The sequence below is a fragment of the Pedomonas sp. genome, from assembly GCF_036515995.1.
Taxonomy (GTDB): Bacteria; Pseudomonadota; Alphaproteobacteria; order Sphingomonadales; family Sphingomonadaceae; genus Pedomonas.
Map to the genome: position 1 here is coordinate 1 of NZ_DATBUP010000065.1, position 14,235 is coordinate 14,235.

Genomic DNA, 14,235 nt, shown 5'->3' on the forward strand with positions numbered 1-14,235 from the left:
CGCCGCCGCCGAACGAGGAAGCAACCGGAGCAAAGCTCATGCCCGGACGAGCCGGTGCGGTTTGCTGCGGGGCAGCCTGGGCGGCGGGAGCAGCAGCATCGATACCAGTGGCGACCACCGACACGCGCATGCGGCCGTTCAGGCCCTCATTGAAAGCCGAGCCGACGATGATGTTAGCTTCCGGATCCACCATCTCGCGGATGTGGTTGGCAGCCTCGTCCACTTCGAACAGGGTCAGGTCGTCGCCGCCGGTGATGTTGATGATGACGCCCTTGGCGCCGCGCATGGACACTTCGTCCAGCAGCGGGTTGGCAATGGCGGCCTGGGCGGCTTCGATGGCGCGGCTCGGGCCTTCGGCCTCGCCCGTCCCCATCATGGCCTTGCCCATCTCGCTCATCACCGTGCGGATGTCGGCGAAGTCGAGGTTGATGAGGCCCGGCATCACCATCAGGTCGGTAATGCCGCGCACGCCTGCATCCAGCACTTCGTCGGCCATGCAGAACGCTTCCTTGAAGGTCGTCTGCGGGTTGGCGATGCGGAACAGGTTCTGGTTCGGAATGATGATCAGCGTGTCGACGTGCTTCTGGAGCTCGGCAATGCCTTCCTCCGCCGAGCGCATGCGACGAGCACCCTCGAAGCTGAACGGCTTGGTCACGACGCCGACGGTCAGGATGCCCTTCTCGCGCGCCGCACGGGCCACGATCGGTGCAGCGCCCGTACCGGTGCCACCGCCCATACCGGCAGTGATGAACACCATGTGCGCGCCTTCAAGAGAGGTTTCGAGCGTCTCAAGGGTTTCCTCGGCCGCGGCACGGCCGATTTCCGGGCGCGAACCGGCACCCAGGCCCTGCGTGATCTTGAGGCCGAGCTGAATGCGGGTTTCCGCCGGGCTGGCGGCCAGCGCCTGCGCGTCCGTGTTGGCGACGACGAAATCGACGCCCTGCAGCCCGGAATTGATCATGTTGGAAACGGCGTTGCCGCCGGCGCCACCCACGCCGATCACCATGATGCGCGGTGCCAGCTCTGTGAGCTCCGGCCGCTTCAGTTCAATACCCATGCCCAAACCTCCTTGTCTCGACGAAGTGCGCTCTTGGACGCTGTTCTATACTTGTAATGCTAACCTCTGATCCATGGGGAGTAATCTCACAAGCTCCCTCTCAGGATCTCGATCATTCTCTCCAGCGGGCTGCGCGAAATCCTGTTCATGGACACGCGCGCATCCCGCCAGATGTCTTGGCCCTGCCTCAGTTCATGCAGCACTAATCCGACGAGTGTCGAGAATGCCGGCCCTGTTGCTGCTTCTGGTAATCCCTCAAGTGGGCGGGGCGTGGCAATTTTTGTTTCTCGTCCGAACACGCCTGTGGCGAAATGTGCGATACCGTTGAGGTCCGCCACACCGCCCGTCAGCACAACGGAACGTCCTACCGCACGGCGGAAACCGAGCTCGTCGAGCCGCTGGGCCACTTCAGAGAGAATCGCCTCCACCCGCATGCGGATGACGCTCGAGAGCTGCGCCTTCGTGATCCACGACGCCGGACCGCCTTCACGGATCGGCTGCACCTCGACCAGATCATGGTTGTCCCGGCTGGTGGTGATCAGCGTGCCGTGCAGGGAAAGCATCCGCTCCGCATGGCTGCGGCGTGTGTTGAACGCTGCCGCAATATCATCGACGATGTCCGAGCCGCCCATGGCCACGCAGGCCATGCCGACGACCATCCCGCGCGCCAGCACAGAGACGTTGGTGACGCCCGCACCCATCTCCACCAGCGCCACGCCCAGCTCGCGTTGCTCGGCCTCAAGGCAGGCAAGGCCCGAGGCCAGCGGCGAGGCAACGATGGCCTGCACATCGAGGTGCGCCTGACGCACGCACAGATCGAGGTTGCGCAGCGGCGCGGTGTCCGCGGACACAACAAGAATATCCACGCCCAACCGCTCGGCATGGAAGCCCAGAGGGTTCACCACGCCGGTCAGCCCGTCGATGGTGTAGATGGCCGGAATGGCGTGTAGAATGGTACGGCCGCCCGGATCGATCCGCTCGCGCCCTTCCAGCAGCACACGGTCGATGTCGGCACGCTCGATCTGATGGCCGGCAATGTCCACGTCCACCTGATGGATCTGGTAGCTGATCCCGCCGGAGGACATGCTGACGATCACCCGGTCGACCGTGGTCTCGGCCATCTTCTCGGCCTGATCCATGGCGGCACGGATGGCGCGCTCGGTCGCCTCCATGTCGGCGACCATGCCCTTGCGCACGCCCGTGCACAGCTGGTGCCCGAATCCGAGAATGCGGGGCTCGCTGCCCGGGGTCAGCAGCGCGATCAGCGCGGCAACCTTGGAGCTGCCGACGTCAAGCGCCGCAATCACCCGCTCACCCTTGGAAAGGGCAAGCCTGGTCCCGCCTCTGCGCCGACTCCCGCTCATATGCTCATCCCCTGCGTTCCCGCCTTGGCCGGAACACCGCCACCGGTTTCACTGCTCTTGGAAAGGGTGGCTGCACGCCGCGTATAGATTCGATCTTCCTGCCGCATGTCGAAGCGGGCAAAACCGCGCCCGAGAAGCCCGGTGCTGCGCTCCATCTCCGAGAAGCGCTCCAGCGCCTTGCGGCTGGCGTCCTCGCCCTCGGGCAGCATCAGCAGCTCGCCCGAACGGAAGCGCAGGTCCCAGCGCCGGCCGCCGACCCAGGTGGCTGCATCCATGCGTGAGCGTAGTTCCGGATGAATGGACAGCAAAGAGTACAGACCCATGGTGTTCTGGTTGGCATCCGGCCCGACCACCAGCGGCAGCTTCATGAACTGCTTCACCCGTTCGGTCTCCAGCACCCGGCCGTATACGTCGATGACGCTGAGGCGGCCCTGATGCTGCCACACGGCAACCGGCTTGCGCTCCTGCACCACGATGTTCAGCGTATCAGGCAGATGCCGCGAGACGGAGGCGTCCGCAATCCACGGGTTCTCCCGCAGCCGCTCGCGCACGTCATCCAGATCGATGGCGAGCATGGAATTGGTGCGACCGTCCAGAACCGCACTGTAGATGGCCAGACGCGGCGCATGCTTCGCGCCGGAGACCTGCAACGTCGTGACTTCGAAGCCGAGGCTGGCCGCGCCCTGCGCCAGGCCATAGCTGATGCGCTTGGGCACGTCGAAATACCACAGGCTCAGACCGGCGACCGCCCCCGCCAGCGCCAGGCCGCCGGCCAGCAGAAGGCCGCGGCGCAGACCCCGCCAGGGTGCAGCACCTGTCTGTTGTTTCTTCGCTTTGGATGAGCGTTTGCTCATCGACTGCCCCCAGCCTCCTCAATCAGCATCCCGACCAGCGCATCGAAACTGATGCCCCGATAGGCGGCCTGTTCAGGCACCAATGACAGCGGGGTCATACCCGGCTGTGTGTTGACTTCAAGCAGGTAGAGAGTGCCCGGCTCGCCCGCAGTATCGTCATAGCGGAAATCGGAACGGGACACACCCCGGCAACCGAGCGCATTATGGGCGTTCACCGCCATTTCCATCGCCTCACGGGTCGCATCCGGGTGGATCGGCGCGGGGACGATGTGCCGGGTCAGGCCATCCGTGTACTTGGCGTCGTAATCATAGAAGCCCTGCGTCGGCTGAAGCTCGGTCACGGCCAGCGCCTCGCCGTTGTGCACGGCCACGGTCAGCTCCCGGCCGGGGATGAACGGCTCGGCCAGCAGTTCCTCGAACTCCTGCCACGGCCCCTTCGAGTCGCGGCTGATCGGATTGCCGTAGTTGCTGTTGTCGGTGACGATGGCCACCCCCACCGACGAGCCTTCGTTGACCGGCTTCAGCACGTAGGGGCGCGGCAGCGGATCAGCCTCGAAGATGCTCTCGGACTTCACCACGCCGCCGCCCGGCATGCGGATGCCCGCCTGCGCCAGCACGGTCTTGGTCAGCTGCTTGTCGATGGCGACGGCAGATGTGGTCAGGCCCGAGTGGGTATAGGGAATGCCCATCAGGTCGAGCATCCCCTGCACCGAGCCGTCCTCGCCCGGCGTGCCGTGCAGCGCGTTGAACACTACGTCCGGCTTCAGTTCTGCCAGGCGCTGCGCCACGTTGCGATCCATATCGAGCGCGGTGACGCGATAGCCCAGCCGCTCGCACGCGGCAGCCACGGCCTTGCCCGATGTCAGCGACACGTTCCGCTCGGCGGACCAGCCGCCCATCAACACCACTACATGACGGCTCATGCCTGCCCCTCGCCTTCTGGCCGCGTCTTCTCGCGTCGGCCGATACGCTGGATCTCCCACTGGAGATCGACGCCACTGGCCTCCTTCACCCGGCGGCGCACGTCCTCGCCCAGATCTTCCAGATCATCGGCGGATGCGCCTCCCGTATTCAGGAGGAAATTGCAATGCTTCTCGCTCACCTGCGCGCCCCCGCGGGTCAGCCCCCGGCATCCGGCAGCGTCCACCAGCTGCCAGGCCTTGTGGCCGTCCGGGTTCTTGAAGGTCGAGCCCCCGGTGCGGGAGCGCAGCGGCTGGCTTGCTTCCCGCTCGGCCGCGATGCGATCCATCTCCGCGCCGACGACCGCCGGATCGGCCGGAGCGCCTTCCAGCACCGCCTCGATCACGATGGCCCCTTCCGGCAGTTCGGAGTGGCGATAGGTATAGTTCAGCGCTGACGCCGGCAGGGTCTCGATCCGTCCGTCACGATGCACGACCGTGCATTCCACCAGCACGTCCGCCGTCTCGCGGCCATAAGCGCCTGCGTTCATGCGCACGGCCCCGCCGATGGTGCCCGGAATGCCGCGCAGGAACTCCATGCCGCCGATGCCCGCATCGCGCGCGGCGCTTGCCGCCGTGATACCCATGGCCGCCGCACCCGCGCGAATCCTGTTCCCCGGCTCGACGCTCACCTGCGCAAACGCCTTGGACAGGCGCACGACCACGCCATCGACGCCGCCATCCCGCACCAGCAGGTTGGAGCCGACGCCTACCGGCAGCACCGGCACATCCTGCGGGCAGGCTTTCAGGAACTCCACCAGATCAGCAACGTCTGCCGGGCGGAACAACACGTCCGCCGGACCGCCGCAGCGGAACCAGATAAAGTCCGCCAGCGAGCCGTTCGCCTCCAGCGAGCCGCGCACCTGCGGCAGCCGGTCGATCAGAGCAGGAGTGGCCGTTGCCAGCGTCATGCCGCCGCTTCCTCCCGCCGTGCCTTGATGGCATCCGCAAGACCTGCCGCCCACTTGGTGATGTCGCCCGCGCCGAGGCAGACCACCATGTCGCCCGGCTTCACCATGTTCGCCAGCTGCTCTGCTAGATGCTCGGCACCATCGGTCGCCATCGCGTGGCGATGGCCGCTGGCCTGCAGGCCCTTCACCAGCTCGTCGCGGCCCACGCCCTCGATCGGGCTTTCGCCCGCTGCATAGACCGGCGTCACGATCACCGTGTCAGCGTCGTTGAAGCAGGTGCAGAACTCGGTCATCAGGTCGCGCAGACGCGTATAGCGGTGCGGCTGGGCGACGGCGATGACACGCCCTTCCCCGATGCCTTCCCGCGCGGCGGCCAGCACGGCGCGAATCTCGACCGGATGGTGGCCATAGTCATCGATGATGGTCACGCCTTCCACCTCGCCCACGCGGGTGAAGCGGCGCTTTACGCCACCAAACTCGGCAAACGCCTGCTTCAGCGCTTCATCGGAAATGCCCAGCTTCTGCGCCACGGCAACGGCGGAGAGCGCGTTCTGCACGTTGTGGCGGCCCGGCATGGCCAGCTCCAGCCCTTCGATCACGCGGCTTTCGCCGGTGCGGCGGTTGGTGATGACCACGTTGAAGCGGTTGCCGCCGGGGCACGGCTGCACCTGATCGCCCCGCACGTCCGCCTGCGCATTGAAGCCGTAGGTGATGATCGGCCGGTCGGTCACGTGCGGGATCAGCGCCTGCACTTCCGGGTGGTCGAGGCACATCACCGCTGCGCCATAGAACGGCACATGCTCGATGAATTCGATGAAGGACTGCTTCACCTTCTCGAACGAGCCGTAGTGATCGAGATGCTCGGGATCGATGTTGGTCACGATCGCGATGGTCGGCGGCAGGCGCAGGAACGAGCCGTCCGATTCGTCGGCTTCCACCACCATCCACTCGCCCTCGCCCAGACGGGCATTAGTGCCGTAGGCGTTGATGATGCCGCCGTTGATGACGGTCGGGTCCAGCCCGGCCTTGTCCAGCACGGCGGAGATCAGCGAGGTGGTCGTGGTCTTGCCGTGGGTGCCGGCAACGGCGACCGTATTCTTCAGGCGCATCAGTTCGGCCAGCATTTCGGCGCGGCGAACGACCGGGATGAACTTCTCCCGCGCCAGATCCACTTCCGGATTGCCGTTGCGGATGGCGGAGGAGATCACCACCACCGCCGCGTCGCCCAGGTTCTCCGCCTTGTGGCCGATGTGCACCGGAATGCCGCGCTCGCGCAGGCGGGTGACGTTGTAGCTCTCGGCCACGTCAGAGCCCTGAACGCTGTAGCCCAGGTTCTTCATCACCTCGGCAATGCCCGACATGCCGATACCGCCGATGCCGACGAAGTGAATGGTGCCGATGTCGCGTTCCAGGCCACTCATACTGCTGCCTTCGTGTGTTCTGGGGCGCTTGCGCCGCCCGTGTTGGAAGTCGCTTCCGCAATGCGGGAGATCAGTTGCGCCAGATGCTCTGCCGCCTCGGGCTGCCCTGCGGCCTTCGCCTTGGCGGCCACCTCGAGCAGCGCTGCCGGAGAAGCCGCCCATGCCTTGATGGCGTCCGCCAGAGCCTCGGGCGTGAACGCGGCCTGCGGAATGAGGCGCGCGCCGCCCGCGTCCGCCACATCCCGCGCGTTGGCGGTCTGGTGGTCGTCCATGGCGCTGGGCAGCGGCACGAGGATGGACGGCCGGCCCACGGCGGTCAGTTCCGACAGCGTGGAGGCCCCAGCCCGTGCGATCACCAGATGAGACCAGCGCAGCTTGTCCGCCATGTCTGTGATGTAGGCGCTGCACTCGGCAGCGATGCCGACGCGCGAGTAGAGCTTCCTCACCGTCTCCAGATCGGCCTCGCGGCACTGCTGGGTCATGCGTACACGGCGCTTCAGTTCGGGCGGCAGCAGGTCGATGGCGGCGGGCACCACGTCCGCCAGAATCTTTGCGCCCTGGCTGCCGCCGATCACGAGGATTCGGAAAGCGGAGGTTTCGCTGAACTCGGGATACGGCAGATCGCGCAGCGCCAGAATGTCCTGCCGCACCGGATTGCCGGTCAGCACCGTGCGCTTCAGAAGCCCCGGCTTCAGCCGCTGCGTCTGGCGGAAGGAGGTGGCGATCAGCGTCGTGAACCGGGCCAGCAGGCGGTTCACCCGCCCCAGCACCGCGTTCTGCTCATGAATGGCAATGGGAACGCGCAGGCCGATGGCGGCCAGCAGTGCGGGCAGCGCCGGATAGCCGCCGAAGCCCACCACCACGGCCGGGCGGCGGCGCTGCATCAGCCGGTGCGCCTCGCCCGTGCCCGCCAGAATGTTGCGCACGCTTGCAATCTTGCCCTTGAGGCCGCCGTTCAGCGTGCCGGAGGCCAGCACATGGGTTTTCACACCGCCGAACAGGCCGGGGTAGCGCAGGCCGCGCTCATCGGTCATCAGCGCCACGTCATAGCCCTTGGCCCGCAGGCGCTCGGATACAGCATGGGCCGGAACCATGTGGCCGCCGGTGCCGCCCGCCGCCACCACGATGAGCGGTTGATTCGGCAGGGGTTTGTGAGCGGACTGGGTCATGCAGTCCTCCCCACCGCGAACGGGCTGGCGTCCAGAAAGCGGTTGCGCCGCGTCAGCGCCAGCACCAGCCCCATGGTGAAGGCCGTGGCAATGAACGAAGAACCGCCATGGCTGACGAACGGCAGGGTCATGCCCTTGGACGGCAGCAGGTGCAGGTTCACGCCCATGTTGATGAAGGCCTGCGCGCCGAACTGGGTGGTGAGGCCCGCAACCGACAGGAAGGTGAACGGGTCTTCCTCGTTCACCATCTGGAGCAGCACGCGCGAGATGATGGCAAGGTACAGAATGGCCAGACACAGGCAGGCCAGCATGCCGAATTCCTCGCCGATTACCGCGAAGATGTAATCGGTGTGCGGCTCGGGCAGCTGCATCTTCACCGTGCCCTGTCCCGGGCCGGTGCCGAAGATGCCGCCGGACTGGAAGCACTGCATGGCCTTGTCAGCCTGATAGGTGTCGCCCTCTGCGAACAGGAACCGGTCGATGCGCGACTGCACGTGCGGCACGAACATGTACGCGACACCAAGCCCGGCCAGACCGCCAACTGCCAGCACGCCGAAAATCCACAGGCTCATGCCTGCCAGTACCGCCTGCGCGAACCACACCGCCATGATGAGCGCGCTCTGCCCGTAATCCGGCTGGATCACGAGGAAGCCGATTACCACCAGCATCAGCGCCCCGGCCACGTGGAAGGCTGGAACCGTGCTGTCGTCATAGCGGGTCGAGAGCAGCCAGCCCGTCACCACGACGAACATCGGCTTGATGAACTCGGAGGGCTGGAACTGGAAACCGCCCAGGCTGATCCAGCGTGCCGCGCCGTTGGCGTCCGAGCCGATGAACGGCACCGCCATCAACGCCAGCAGGAAGAAGGCGAATCCGCCAAGGCAGATGCGTTTCAGCCACTGGATCGACAGCATGGAGGTGCCGATCAAAACCGGCAAGCTCACCGCCACCCAGAACAAGTGGCGCTGGAAATACATCATCTCGCCCAGCCGGAGCGAACCGCCGGAATAGCGGTGCGCTGCCGCGGGGCTGGCCGAAAGCACCGCCACGATACCGACGGACATCAGCAGCAGCAGCAGCCCGAGCAGAACCCGGTCGATCGTCCAGAACCAGCGGCTGACGGCAGTGCGGTCGGTGCGGCGGAAGGGAGTCATGCCGAAGCAGCCTCCTGCAGCGCAGAAACGGCCGCCCGGAAGGCATCGCCCCGGGCCTCGAAATCACGGAACTGGTCGTAGGACGCGCACGCAGGCGACAGCAGCACCACCTCGCCCGGCTGGGCGCGGCTTGCCGCCAGCTTCACGGCGTTCTCCAGCGTGCCCGCCTTCTCAACCGGCACATGCGGTGCCAGCAGATTTGCGAACAGCTCCTCAGCGGCGCCAATGGTGTAGGCGGCGCGCACGTTGCCCAGATGCGGCAGGCAGGCATCCAGCTCGTCCGTCTTGGCCTTGCCGCCCGCAATCCAGTGGATCGCCGGGTAAGCCGCCAGCGCCGGCGCGGTGGAGGTCGGATTCGTCGCCTTGGAATCGTTCAGGTAGGTGACGCCGCCGACTTCGGCGACGAACTCCATGCGATGCGGCAAGCCACCATAGGTCTTGAACGCGGTCAGAATCTTCTCCGGCGCAAGGCCGAGCGCGCGGGTCGCGGCAAAGGCGGCGGCAGCATTCTGGGCGTTGTGCGGCCCCTGCAGTCGCGGCCACTCGCTCTGGTTGCCCAGCACGGCACCGTCAGCCGCCAGTTGCCCGTTGAGGACGGACACGCCCGCCGGCTGCGGCTGTTCGATGGAAATCGCGCAAAGCCGTGCGCCACATGCGCGGGCAATGGCGCGGCAGTAGTCATCGTCCACCGACACCACGGCCGTCTGTCCCCGCTTCTGCATGCGGAACAGGCGCTCCTTGGCGTGGGCGTAGCCTGCCATGTCGCCATGGCGGTCGAGATGATCCGGCGTGATGTTGAGCAGCACGGCCACGTCGACGGCCAGGCTCTGGACCAGATCAATCTGGAACGAAGACAGCTCCAGCACGTACACGCCGCCTGCCGGCAGCGGCTCCTCGCCCAGAATGGGCAGGCCGATGTTGCCGCCCAGCCGCGCCTCGATGCCATTTTCGCGCAGCACGTGATGGATAAGCGCGGTGGTCGTGGACTTGCCGTTGGTGCCAGTGATGGCGACCACTCGGTGCTCCGGCAGTTCCGCCCGGGCGCGGGAGAACAGCTCGATATCGCCGAGGATCTCGACGCCAGCGCTGCGTGCCTTCTCGGCCAGCGGATGCGGCTGCGGCAGGTGCAGCGGAATGCCCGGAGACAGCAGCAGGCCGTCAAGTCCCGCAAAGTCGGTCTCGTACAGGTTCACCAGCGGGATCCCGGCGGCCTCGGCAGCGGCGCGTCCGGCCTCGCCGTCGTCCCATGCCAGCACCGTCGCGCCGGAAGCGCAAAGCGCGCGCGCCGTCGCCAGGCCGGTCCGGGCCAGTCCGAAAACAGCGTAGCGTTTTCCTTCAAAGGCGCGCGCAGTGATCATCTTACCTCAGCTTCAGGGTCGAGAGGCCAATAAGAGCCAGAACCAGCGCAATGATCCAGAAGCGGACCACGACGGTCGATTCCGCCCAGCCTTTTTGTTCGAAATGGTGGTGAATGGGTGCCATGCGGAACACCCGCTTGCCGGTCAACTTAAAGCTCGCCACCTGAACGATCACTGAAACCGCTTCCAGAACGAACAGGCCGCCAACGATGGCCAGCACGATCTCGTGGTTGGTGACGACAGCGATCGCGCCCAGTGCGCCGCCCAGCGCCAGCGAGCCGGTATCGCCCATGAACACCATGGCCGGGGGCGCATTGAACCACAGGAAGGCCAGACCCGCGCCGATGAGCGCGCCGCAGAACACCGCCAGCTCGCCCGAGCCCGGCACGTGGCGCACCTGCAGGTAGTCCGCGAAGTTCACGTTGCCGATAAGGTAGGCGATAATGGCGAAGGTCACGGCGGCGATGATGACCGGCATGATGGCAAGGCCATCCAGTCCATCGGTCAGGTTGACCGCATTGCCCGCGCCGACGACCACGAACGAGGCGACGAGCAGATAGCCCCAGCCAAGGTTCAGCCCCACGTCCTTGACGAACGGCAGCCACAGCGTCGTGCCCGTGCGGTGGGAGACGTAAGCCACCGCCAGCCCGGCGATGGCGAACTCGATCAGGAGCCGCGCCTTGCCCGAGAGGCCGTCGTGGCTGGCCTTCGTCACCTTCTTGAAGTCGTCATAGAAGCCAACCGCGCCGAAGCCGAGCGTCACCGCAAGGCACACCCAGATGTAGCCGTTGGTCAGGTCCGCCCACAGCAGGGTAGAGACGGTCAAGGCGATCAGAATCAGAAAGCCGCCCATGGTGGGCGTGCCCTTCTTGGTCAGCAGGTGAGACTGCGGACCGTCTTCCCGGATCGGCTGACCCTTGCCTTGCTTCAAACGCAGCCAGCAGATCAGCTTCGGGCCCGCCACCAGACCGATGAACAGGGCCGTCAGAACGGCTGCGATGGTACGAAACGTCAGATACCGGAAAAGGTTGATGCCAGGAAAGTCCAGGTCGAGATTGGCCAGCAAAGATAACATCTGTTTTTACTCTACTCCCTGCTGGTTCAGCGACCGCACGACCCGCCCGAGCCCCACGCTGTTTGAACCCTTCACAAGAACAATATCATCGGCGCGCACCATGCCGCGCAGCAGCGTCAGCGCCTCGTCGGCCGTCGCCACGTGGTGGTGCGGTATCCGCGTTGGCAGCGCCTTGGCCAGCGCCGTCATTTCCGTGCCGACGAGAACGGCTTCGGACACGCCTGCCGCCTCGATCGGCTCCACAAGACCGGCATGCATGCCGTCGGATTCGTCGCCCAGTTCCTTCATGGACCCGAGCACCGCAATGCGCCGACCGCGCCGCCGCGTCTCGAAGCCGCCCAGTACGCTGAGAGCGGCGGACATGGAAGCCGGGTTGGCGTTATAGCTCTCATCCAGAAGCATGGCCTGTCCGGCACCAGCCTTGAACAGCGTCCGCTTGCCCCGGCCTTCCAGCCCCTGCATCTCGCCCAGCGCCAGACCCGCCAGCCCCAGATCGCCGCCCGCAGCCTTGACCGCCGCCAGCACGCCCAGCGCATTCAGCGCCCAGTGCTCGCCCGGCAGGCCGATCTTGAACGTCAGAATCTCGCCCATCACGTCCGCCGTCATGGACGTGCAGACATCCAGCGTCGCAACCTTCAGCGGCCGCACGTCGGCGTCCGTGCTCTTCAGCCCGAAAGTGACGATACGGCCCACGCCCGCCGCTTCGGCCGCCGCGCGCAGCCGCGCGTAATGCGGGTTGTCCTTGTTGAGGATCGCGGTGCCGCCCGGCTCCAGCCCGGTGAAGATTTCCGCCTTGGCGTCCGCAATCGCCTCTTCGCTGTCGAAGAAGGCGCGGTGCGCGCTGGCGATGGTGGTGATGATGGCCACGTGCGGGCGCACCAGCGCGGCCAGCTCGGTCAGCTCGCCCGGATGGTTCATGCCCATCTCGAAGACGCCGTAAACGGACTCTTCGGGCATGCGCGCCAGAGACAGCGGCACGCCGGTATGGTTGTTATAGGACTTTACCGAGGCATGGACCCGGCCCGGCGCGGAACGTTCCAGCGCAAGGCGCAGCGCCTCCTTCACCCCGGTCTTGCCCGCGCTGCCGGTCACGCCGATTACGGTGCCGTTCATGCGGGCACGCGCCGCCCGGCCCAGGTCGTTAAGCGCGGCGAAGGTATCGGCCACCAGCACATGAGGCGCCGCGTCGGGCAGACGTGCGGCGTCGGACACGATGGCCCCGCCTGCACCGGCAGCGAAGGCCTGCGGCAGGAACGCGTGACCGTCCATCTGCTCGCCCTTCAGCGCGATGAACAGATCGCCCGGCATGACTTCCCGGCTGTCGAACGTTACTCCGCCAGCAACAAAGTCCGCCGGCGCGGTGCCGCCCCCCACAACGCCCCCTGTGGCCGATGCGATGCCCTCTGAGGCCCACAAAGCGGTCATACCGTCTGCCCCTGCCGTACCATACCCTGAGCCGCCAGTTCCCGTGCGATCCGGGCGGCCACCTCAACGTCATCGAAGGGATGGACCACGCCCTGAACAATCTGTCCCTGCTCGTGGCCCTTGCCTGCAATCAGCACGAGATCGCCCGGCCGGGCCGCTTCCAGTGCGGCACGGATGGCGTCGGCGCGATCACCGATTTCAACAGCCTCTGGAGCCGAGACGAGAATCTCGGCCCGAATGGCCTGCGGGTCTTCCGAACGGGGGTTGTCGTCGGTCACATAAACCAGGTCCGACAAACTTGCAGCAATTGCTCCCATCTGCGGCCGCTTGCCGCGGTCACGATCGCCGCCGCAGCCGAACACCGTGATGAGCCGCCCTTGCGTATGCGGTCGCAGCGCCTCGATGGCGGCGCGCAGGCCGTCCGGCGTGTGGGCGTAATCGATGAAAACCGGCGCGCCTGAGGGTGTGACGGCCGCCTTCTGGAGTCGACCCGGCACGCCCTTCACATGACGCAGCGCCTCGAACACCTTCAGCGCCGGCTCGCCGCAGGCGATGGCAAGGCCCGCCGCCACCAGCGCGTTGGAGGCCTGGTAGCCGCCCAGCAGCGGCAGGCGAATCTCGTGCACCTTGCCCTGATACTCCACCGTCAGCTTCTGCCCGTCCGGCAGCACCTCGCGGGCGGTCATGCGCAGCCCTGCGCTGGCGGACACGCCGGTGCCCACCGGCAGGATGGCAATGCCCCGGCTGGTCGCCACTTCAGCCATGAAGTCGCTGGCCGGGTCGTCCATCCACAGAACGGCGGTGCCGTCCTTCACCAGAAGATCGGAGAACAGGCGCGCCTTGGCATCTCGATAGGCCTCGAACGTGCCGTGGTAGTCCATGTGATCGCGGGTCAGGTTGGTGAAAGCCGCCGCCTTCACGTCCAGCCCGTCCGAGCGGTGCTGGTCCAGCCCGTGGGAAGACGCCTCGAACACCACATGATCAATGCCCGCCCGCTCCATGCTGGCCATGGTGGACAGGAACGTCAGCACGTCCGGCGTCGTCATGCCGAGATCGCGCTTGCCGATGGCGGTGATAACGCCCAGCGTCCCCAGGCTCGCCGAATCCCGGCCCAGCCGCGTCCAGATCTGGCGCAGGAGGTCCGCAACCGAGGTCTTGCCGTTGGTACCCGTCACCGCCGCGATGGTCGAGGGCAGAGGCGCATGGAATTTGGCTGCGATCTCGGCGAAGCGCTGGCGTGGATTGGCCGCCACGATGTGAACCGCGCGGGTGGTGTCCACTCCGGCTTCCGGCCGGGCGACGATGGCGATCGCGCCCGCGTCGATGGCGGCGTCGATGAAGTCCTCGCCATTGAACTTCACCCCCGGAAAGGCGCCGAAGATCATGCCCGGCCCAACCTTCCGATGGTCAATCGCAAGGCCGGTCACCGTCGCCTGCTGCTCCGGACCCGCCCAACCCGTCAATTCGTGCAACGTAACCACCACGGCA

The 14,235-nt window shown here is 66.2% G+C and carries 12 protein-coding genes; all 12 read right to left on the reverse strand.

Annotation, left to right across the window (positions count from 1 at the left end; all coding sequences use genetic code 11):
* Positions 1–1,057: cell division protein FtsZ (gene ftsZ, locus VIG90_RS05140; RefSeq protein WP_331592383.1), on the reverse strand; the 1,057-nt coding region annotated here is incomplete at its 3' end.
* Positions 1,058–1,143: 86 nt separating this feature from the next.
* A complete protein-coding gene (gene ftsA / locus VIG90_RS05145; RefSeq protein ID WP_331592384.1) occupies positions 1,144–2,421 on the reverse strand; it encodes a cell division protein FtsA in 1,278 nt (425 codons plus the stop codon).
* Entirely contained in the window at positions 2,418–3,275 is an 858-nt protein-coding gene (locus VIG90_RS05150; RefSeq protein ID WP_331592385.1) for a cell division protein FtsQ/DivIB, read from the reverse strand. The genes ftsA and VIG90_RS05150 overlap by 4 nt, the downstream gene beginning before the upstream one ends.
* Positions 3,272–4,198, reverse strand: a complete 927-nt coding sequence (locus VIG90_RS05155) for a D-alanine--D-alanine ligase (RefSeq protein WP_331592386.1) — start codon at positions 4,196–4,198, stop codon at positions 3,272–3,274. Before VIG90_RS05155 ends, VIG90_RS05150 begins: the two co-directional genes overlap by 4 nt.
* Positions 4,195–5,145, reverse strand: a complete 951-nt coding sequence (murB, locus tag VIG90_RS05160; protein WP_331592387.1) for a UDP-N-acetylmuramate dehydrogenase — start codon at positions 5,143–5,145, stop codon at positions 4,195–4,197. Before murB ends, VIG90_RS05155 begins: the two co-directional genes overlap by 4 nt.
* Positions 5,142–6,566 (reverse strand): UDP-N-acetylmuramate--L-alanine ligase, encoded by a 1,425-nt coding sequence (gene murC, locus VIG90_RS05165; RefSeq protein WP_331592388.1) that lies wholly within the window; start codon positions 6,564–6,566, stop codon positions 5,142–5,144. Before murC ends, murB begins: the two co-directional genes overlap by 4 nt.
* Positions 6,563–7,735: an undecaprenyldiphospho-muramoylpentapeptide beta-N-acetylglucosaminyltransferase gene (gene murG / locus VIG90_RS05170; protein WP_331592390.1), complete on the reverse strand. Its 1,173-nt coding sequence runs from the start codon at positions 7,733–7,735 to the stop codon at positions 6,563–6,565. The genes murC and murG overlap by 4 nt, the downstream gene beginning before the upstream one ends.
* Positions 7,732–8,889 carry a putative peptidoglycan glycosyltransferase FtsW gene (locus VIG90_RS05175; protein ID WP_331592392.1) on the reverse strand — a complete coding sequence of 386 codons (1,158 nt, stop codon included), beginning with the start codon at positions 8,887–8,889 and terminating at the stop codon, positions 7,732–7,734. The genes murG and VIG90_RS05175 overlap by 4 nt, the downstream gene beginning before the upstream one ends.
* Positions 8,886–10,247, reverse strand: a complete 1,362-nt coding sequence (murD, locus tag VIG90_RS05180; protein WP_331592393.1) for a UDP-N-acetylmuramoyl-L-alanine--D-glutamate ligase — start codon at positions 10,245–10,247, stop codon at positions 8,886–8,888. The genes VIG90_RS05175 and murD overlap by 4 nt, the downstream gene beginning before the upstream one ends.
* Before the next feature lies 1 nt (position 10,248).
* Entirely contained in the window at positions 10,249–11,322 is a 1,074-nt protein-coding gene (mraY, locus tag VIG90_RS05185) for a phospho-N-acetylmuramoyl-pentapeptide-transferase (RefSeq protein WP_331592394.1), read from the reverse strand.
* Between the two features lie 6 nt (positions 11,323–11,328).
* Complete coding sequence (locus VIG90_RS05190; protein WP_331592395.1) at positions 11,329–12,747, reverse strand: UDP-N-acetylmuramoyl-tripeptide--D-alanyl-D-alanine ligase; 1,419 nt, start codon at positions 12,745–12,747, stop codon at positions 11,329–11,331.
* Positions 12,744–14,231 carry a UDP-N-acetylmuramoyl-L-alanyl-D-glutamate--2,6-diaminopimelate ligase gene (locus tag VIG90_RS05195; RefSeq protein ID WP_331592396.1) on the reverse strand — a complete coding sequence of 496 codons (1,488 nt, stop codon included), beginning with the start codon at positions 14,229–14,231 and terminating at the stop codon, positions 12,744–12,746. The genes VIG90_RS05190 and VIG90_RS05195 overlap by 4 nt, the downstream gene beginning before the upstream one ends.
* Between the last annotated feature and the right edge of the window lie 4 nt (positions 14,232–14,235).

Bases quoted from the DNA above. Each gene is read 5' to 3' on its own strand.
- ftsA (WP_331592384.1), bottom strand. From the start codon at position 2,421: ATGAGCGGGAGTCGGCGCAGAGGCGGGACCAGGCTTGCCCTTTCCAAG.
- VIG90_RS05150 (WP_331592385.1), bottom strand. From the start codon at position 3,275: ATGAGCAAACGCTCATCCAAAGCGAAGAAACAACAGACAGGTGCTGCA.
- VIG90_RS05155 (WP_331592386.1), bottom strand. From the start codon at position 4,198: ATGAGCCGTCATGTAGTGGTGTTGATGGGCGGCTGGTCCGCCGAGCGG.
- murB (WP_331592387.1), bottom strand. From the start codon at position 5,145: ATGACGCTGGCAACGGCCACTCCTGCTCTGATCGACCGGCTGCCGCAG.
- murC (WP_331592388.1), bottom strand. From the start codon at position 6,566: ATGAGTGGCCTGGAACGCGACATCGGCACCATTCACTTCGTCGGCATC.
- murG (WP_331592390.1), bottom strand. From the start codon at position 7,735: ATGACCCAGTCCGCTCACAAACCCCTGCCGAATCAACCGCTCATCGTG.
- VIG90_RS05175 (WP_331592392.1), bottom strand. From the start codon at position 8,889: ATGACTCCCTTCCGCCGCACCGACCGCACTGCCGTCAGCCGCTGGTTC.
- murD (WP_331592393.1), bottom strand. From the start codon at position 10,247: ATGATCACTGCGCGCGCCTTTGAAGGAAAACGCTACGCTGTTTTCGGA.
- mraY (WP_331592394.1), bottom strand. From the start codon at position 11,322: ATGTTATCTTTGCTGGCCAATCTCGACCTGGACTTTCCTGGCATCAAC.
- VIG90_RS05190 (WP_331592395.1), bottom strand. From the start codon at position 12,747: ATGACCGCTTTGTGGGCCTCAGAGGGCATCGCATCGGCCACAGGGGGC.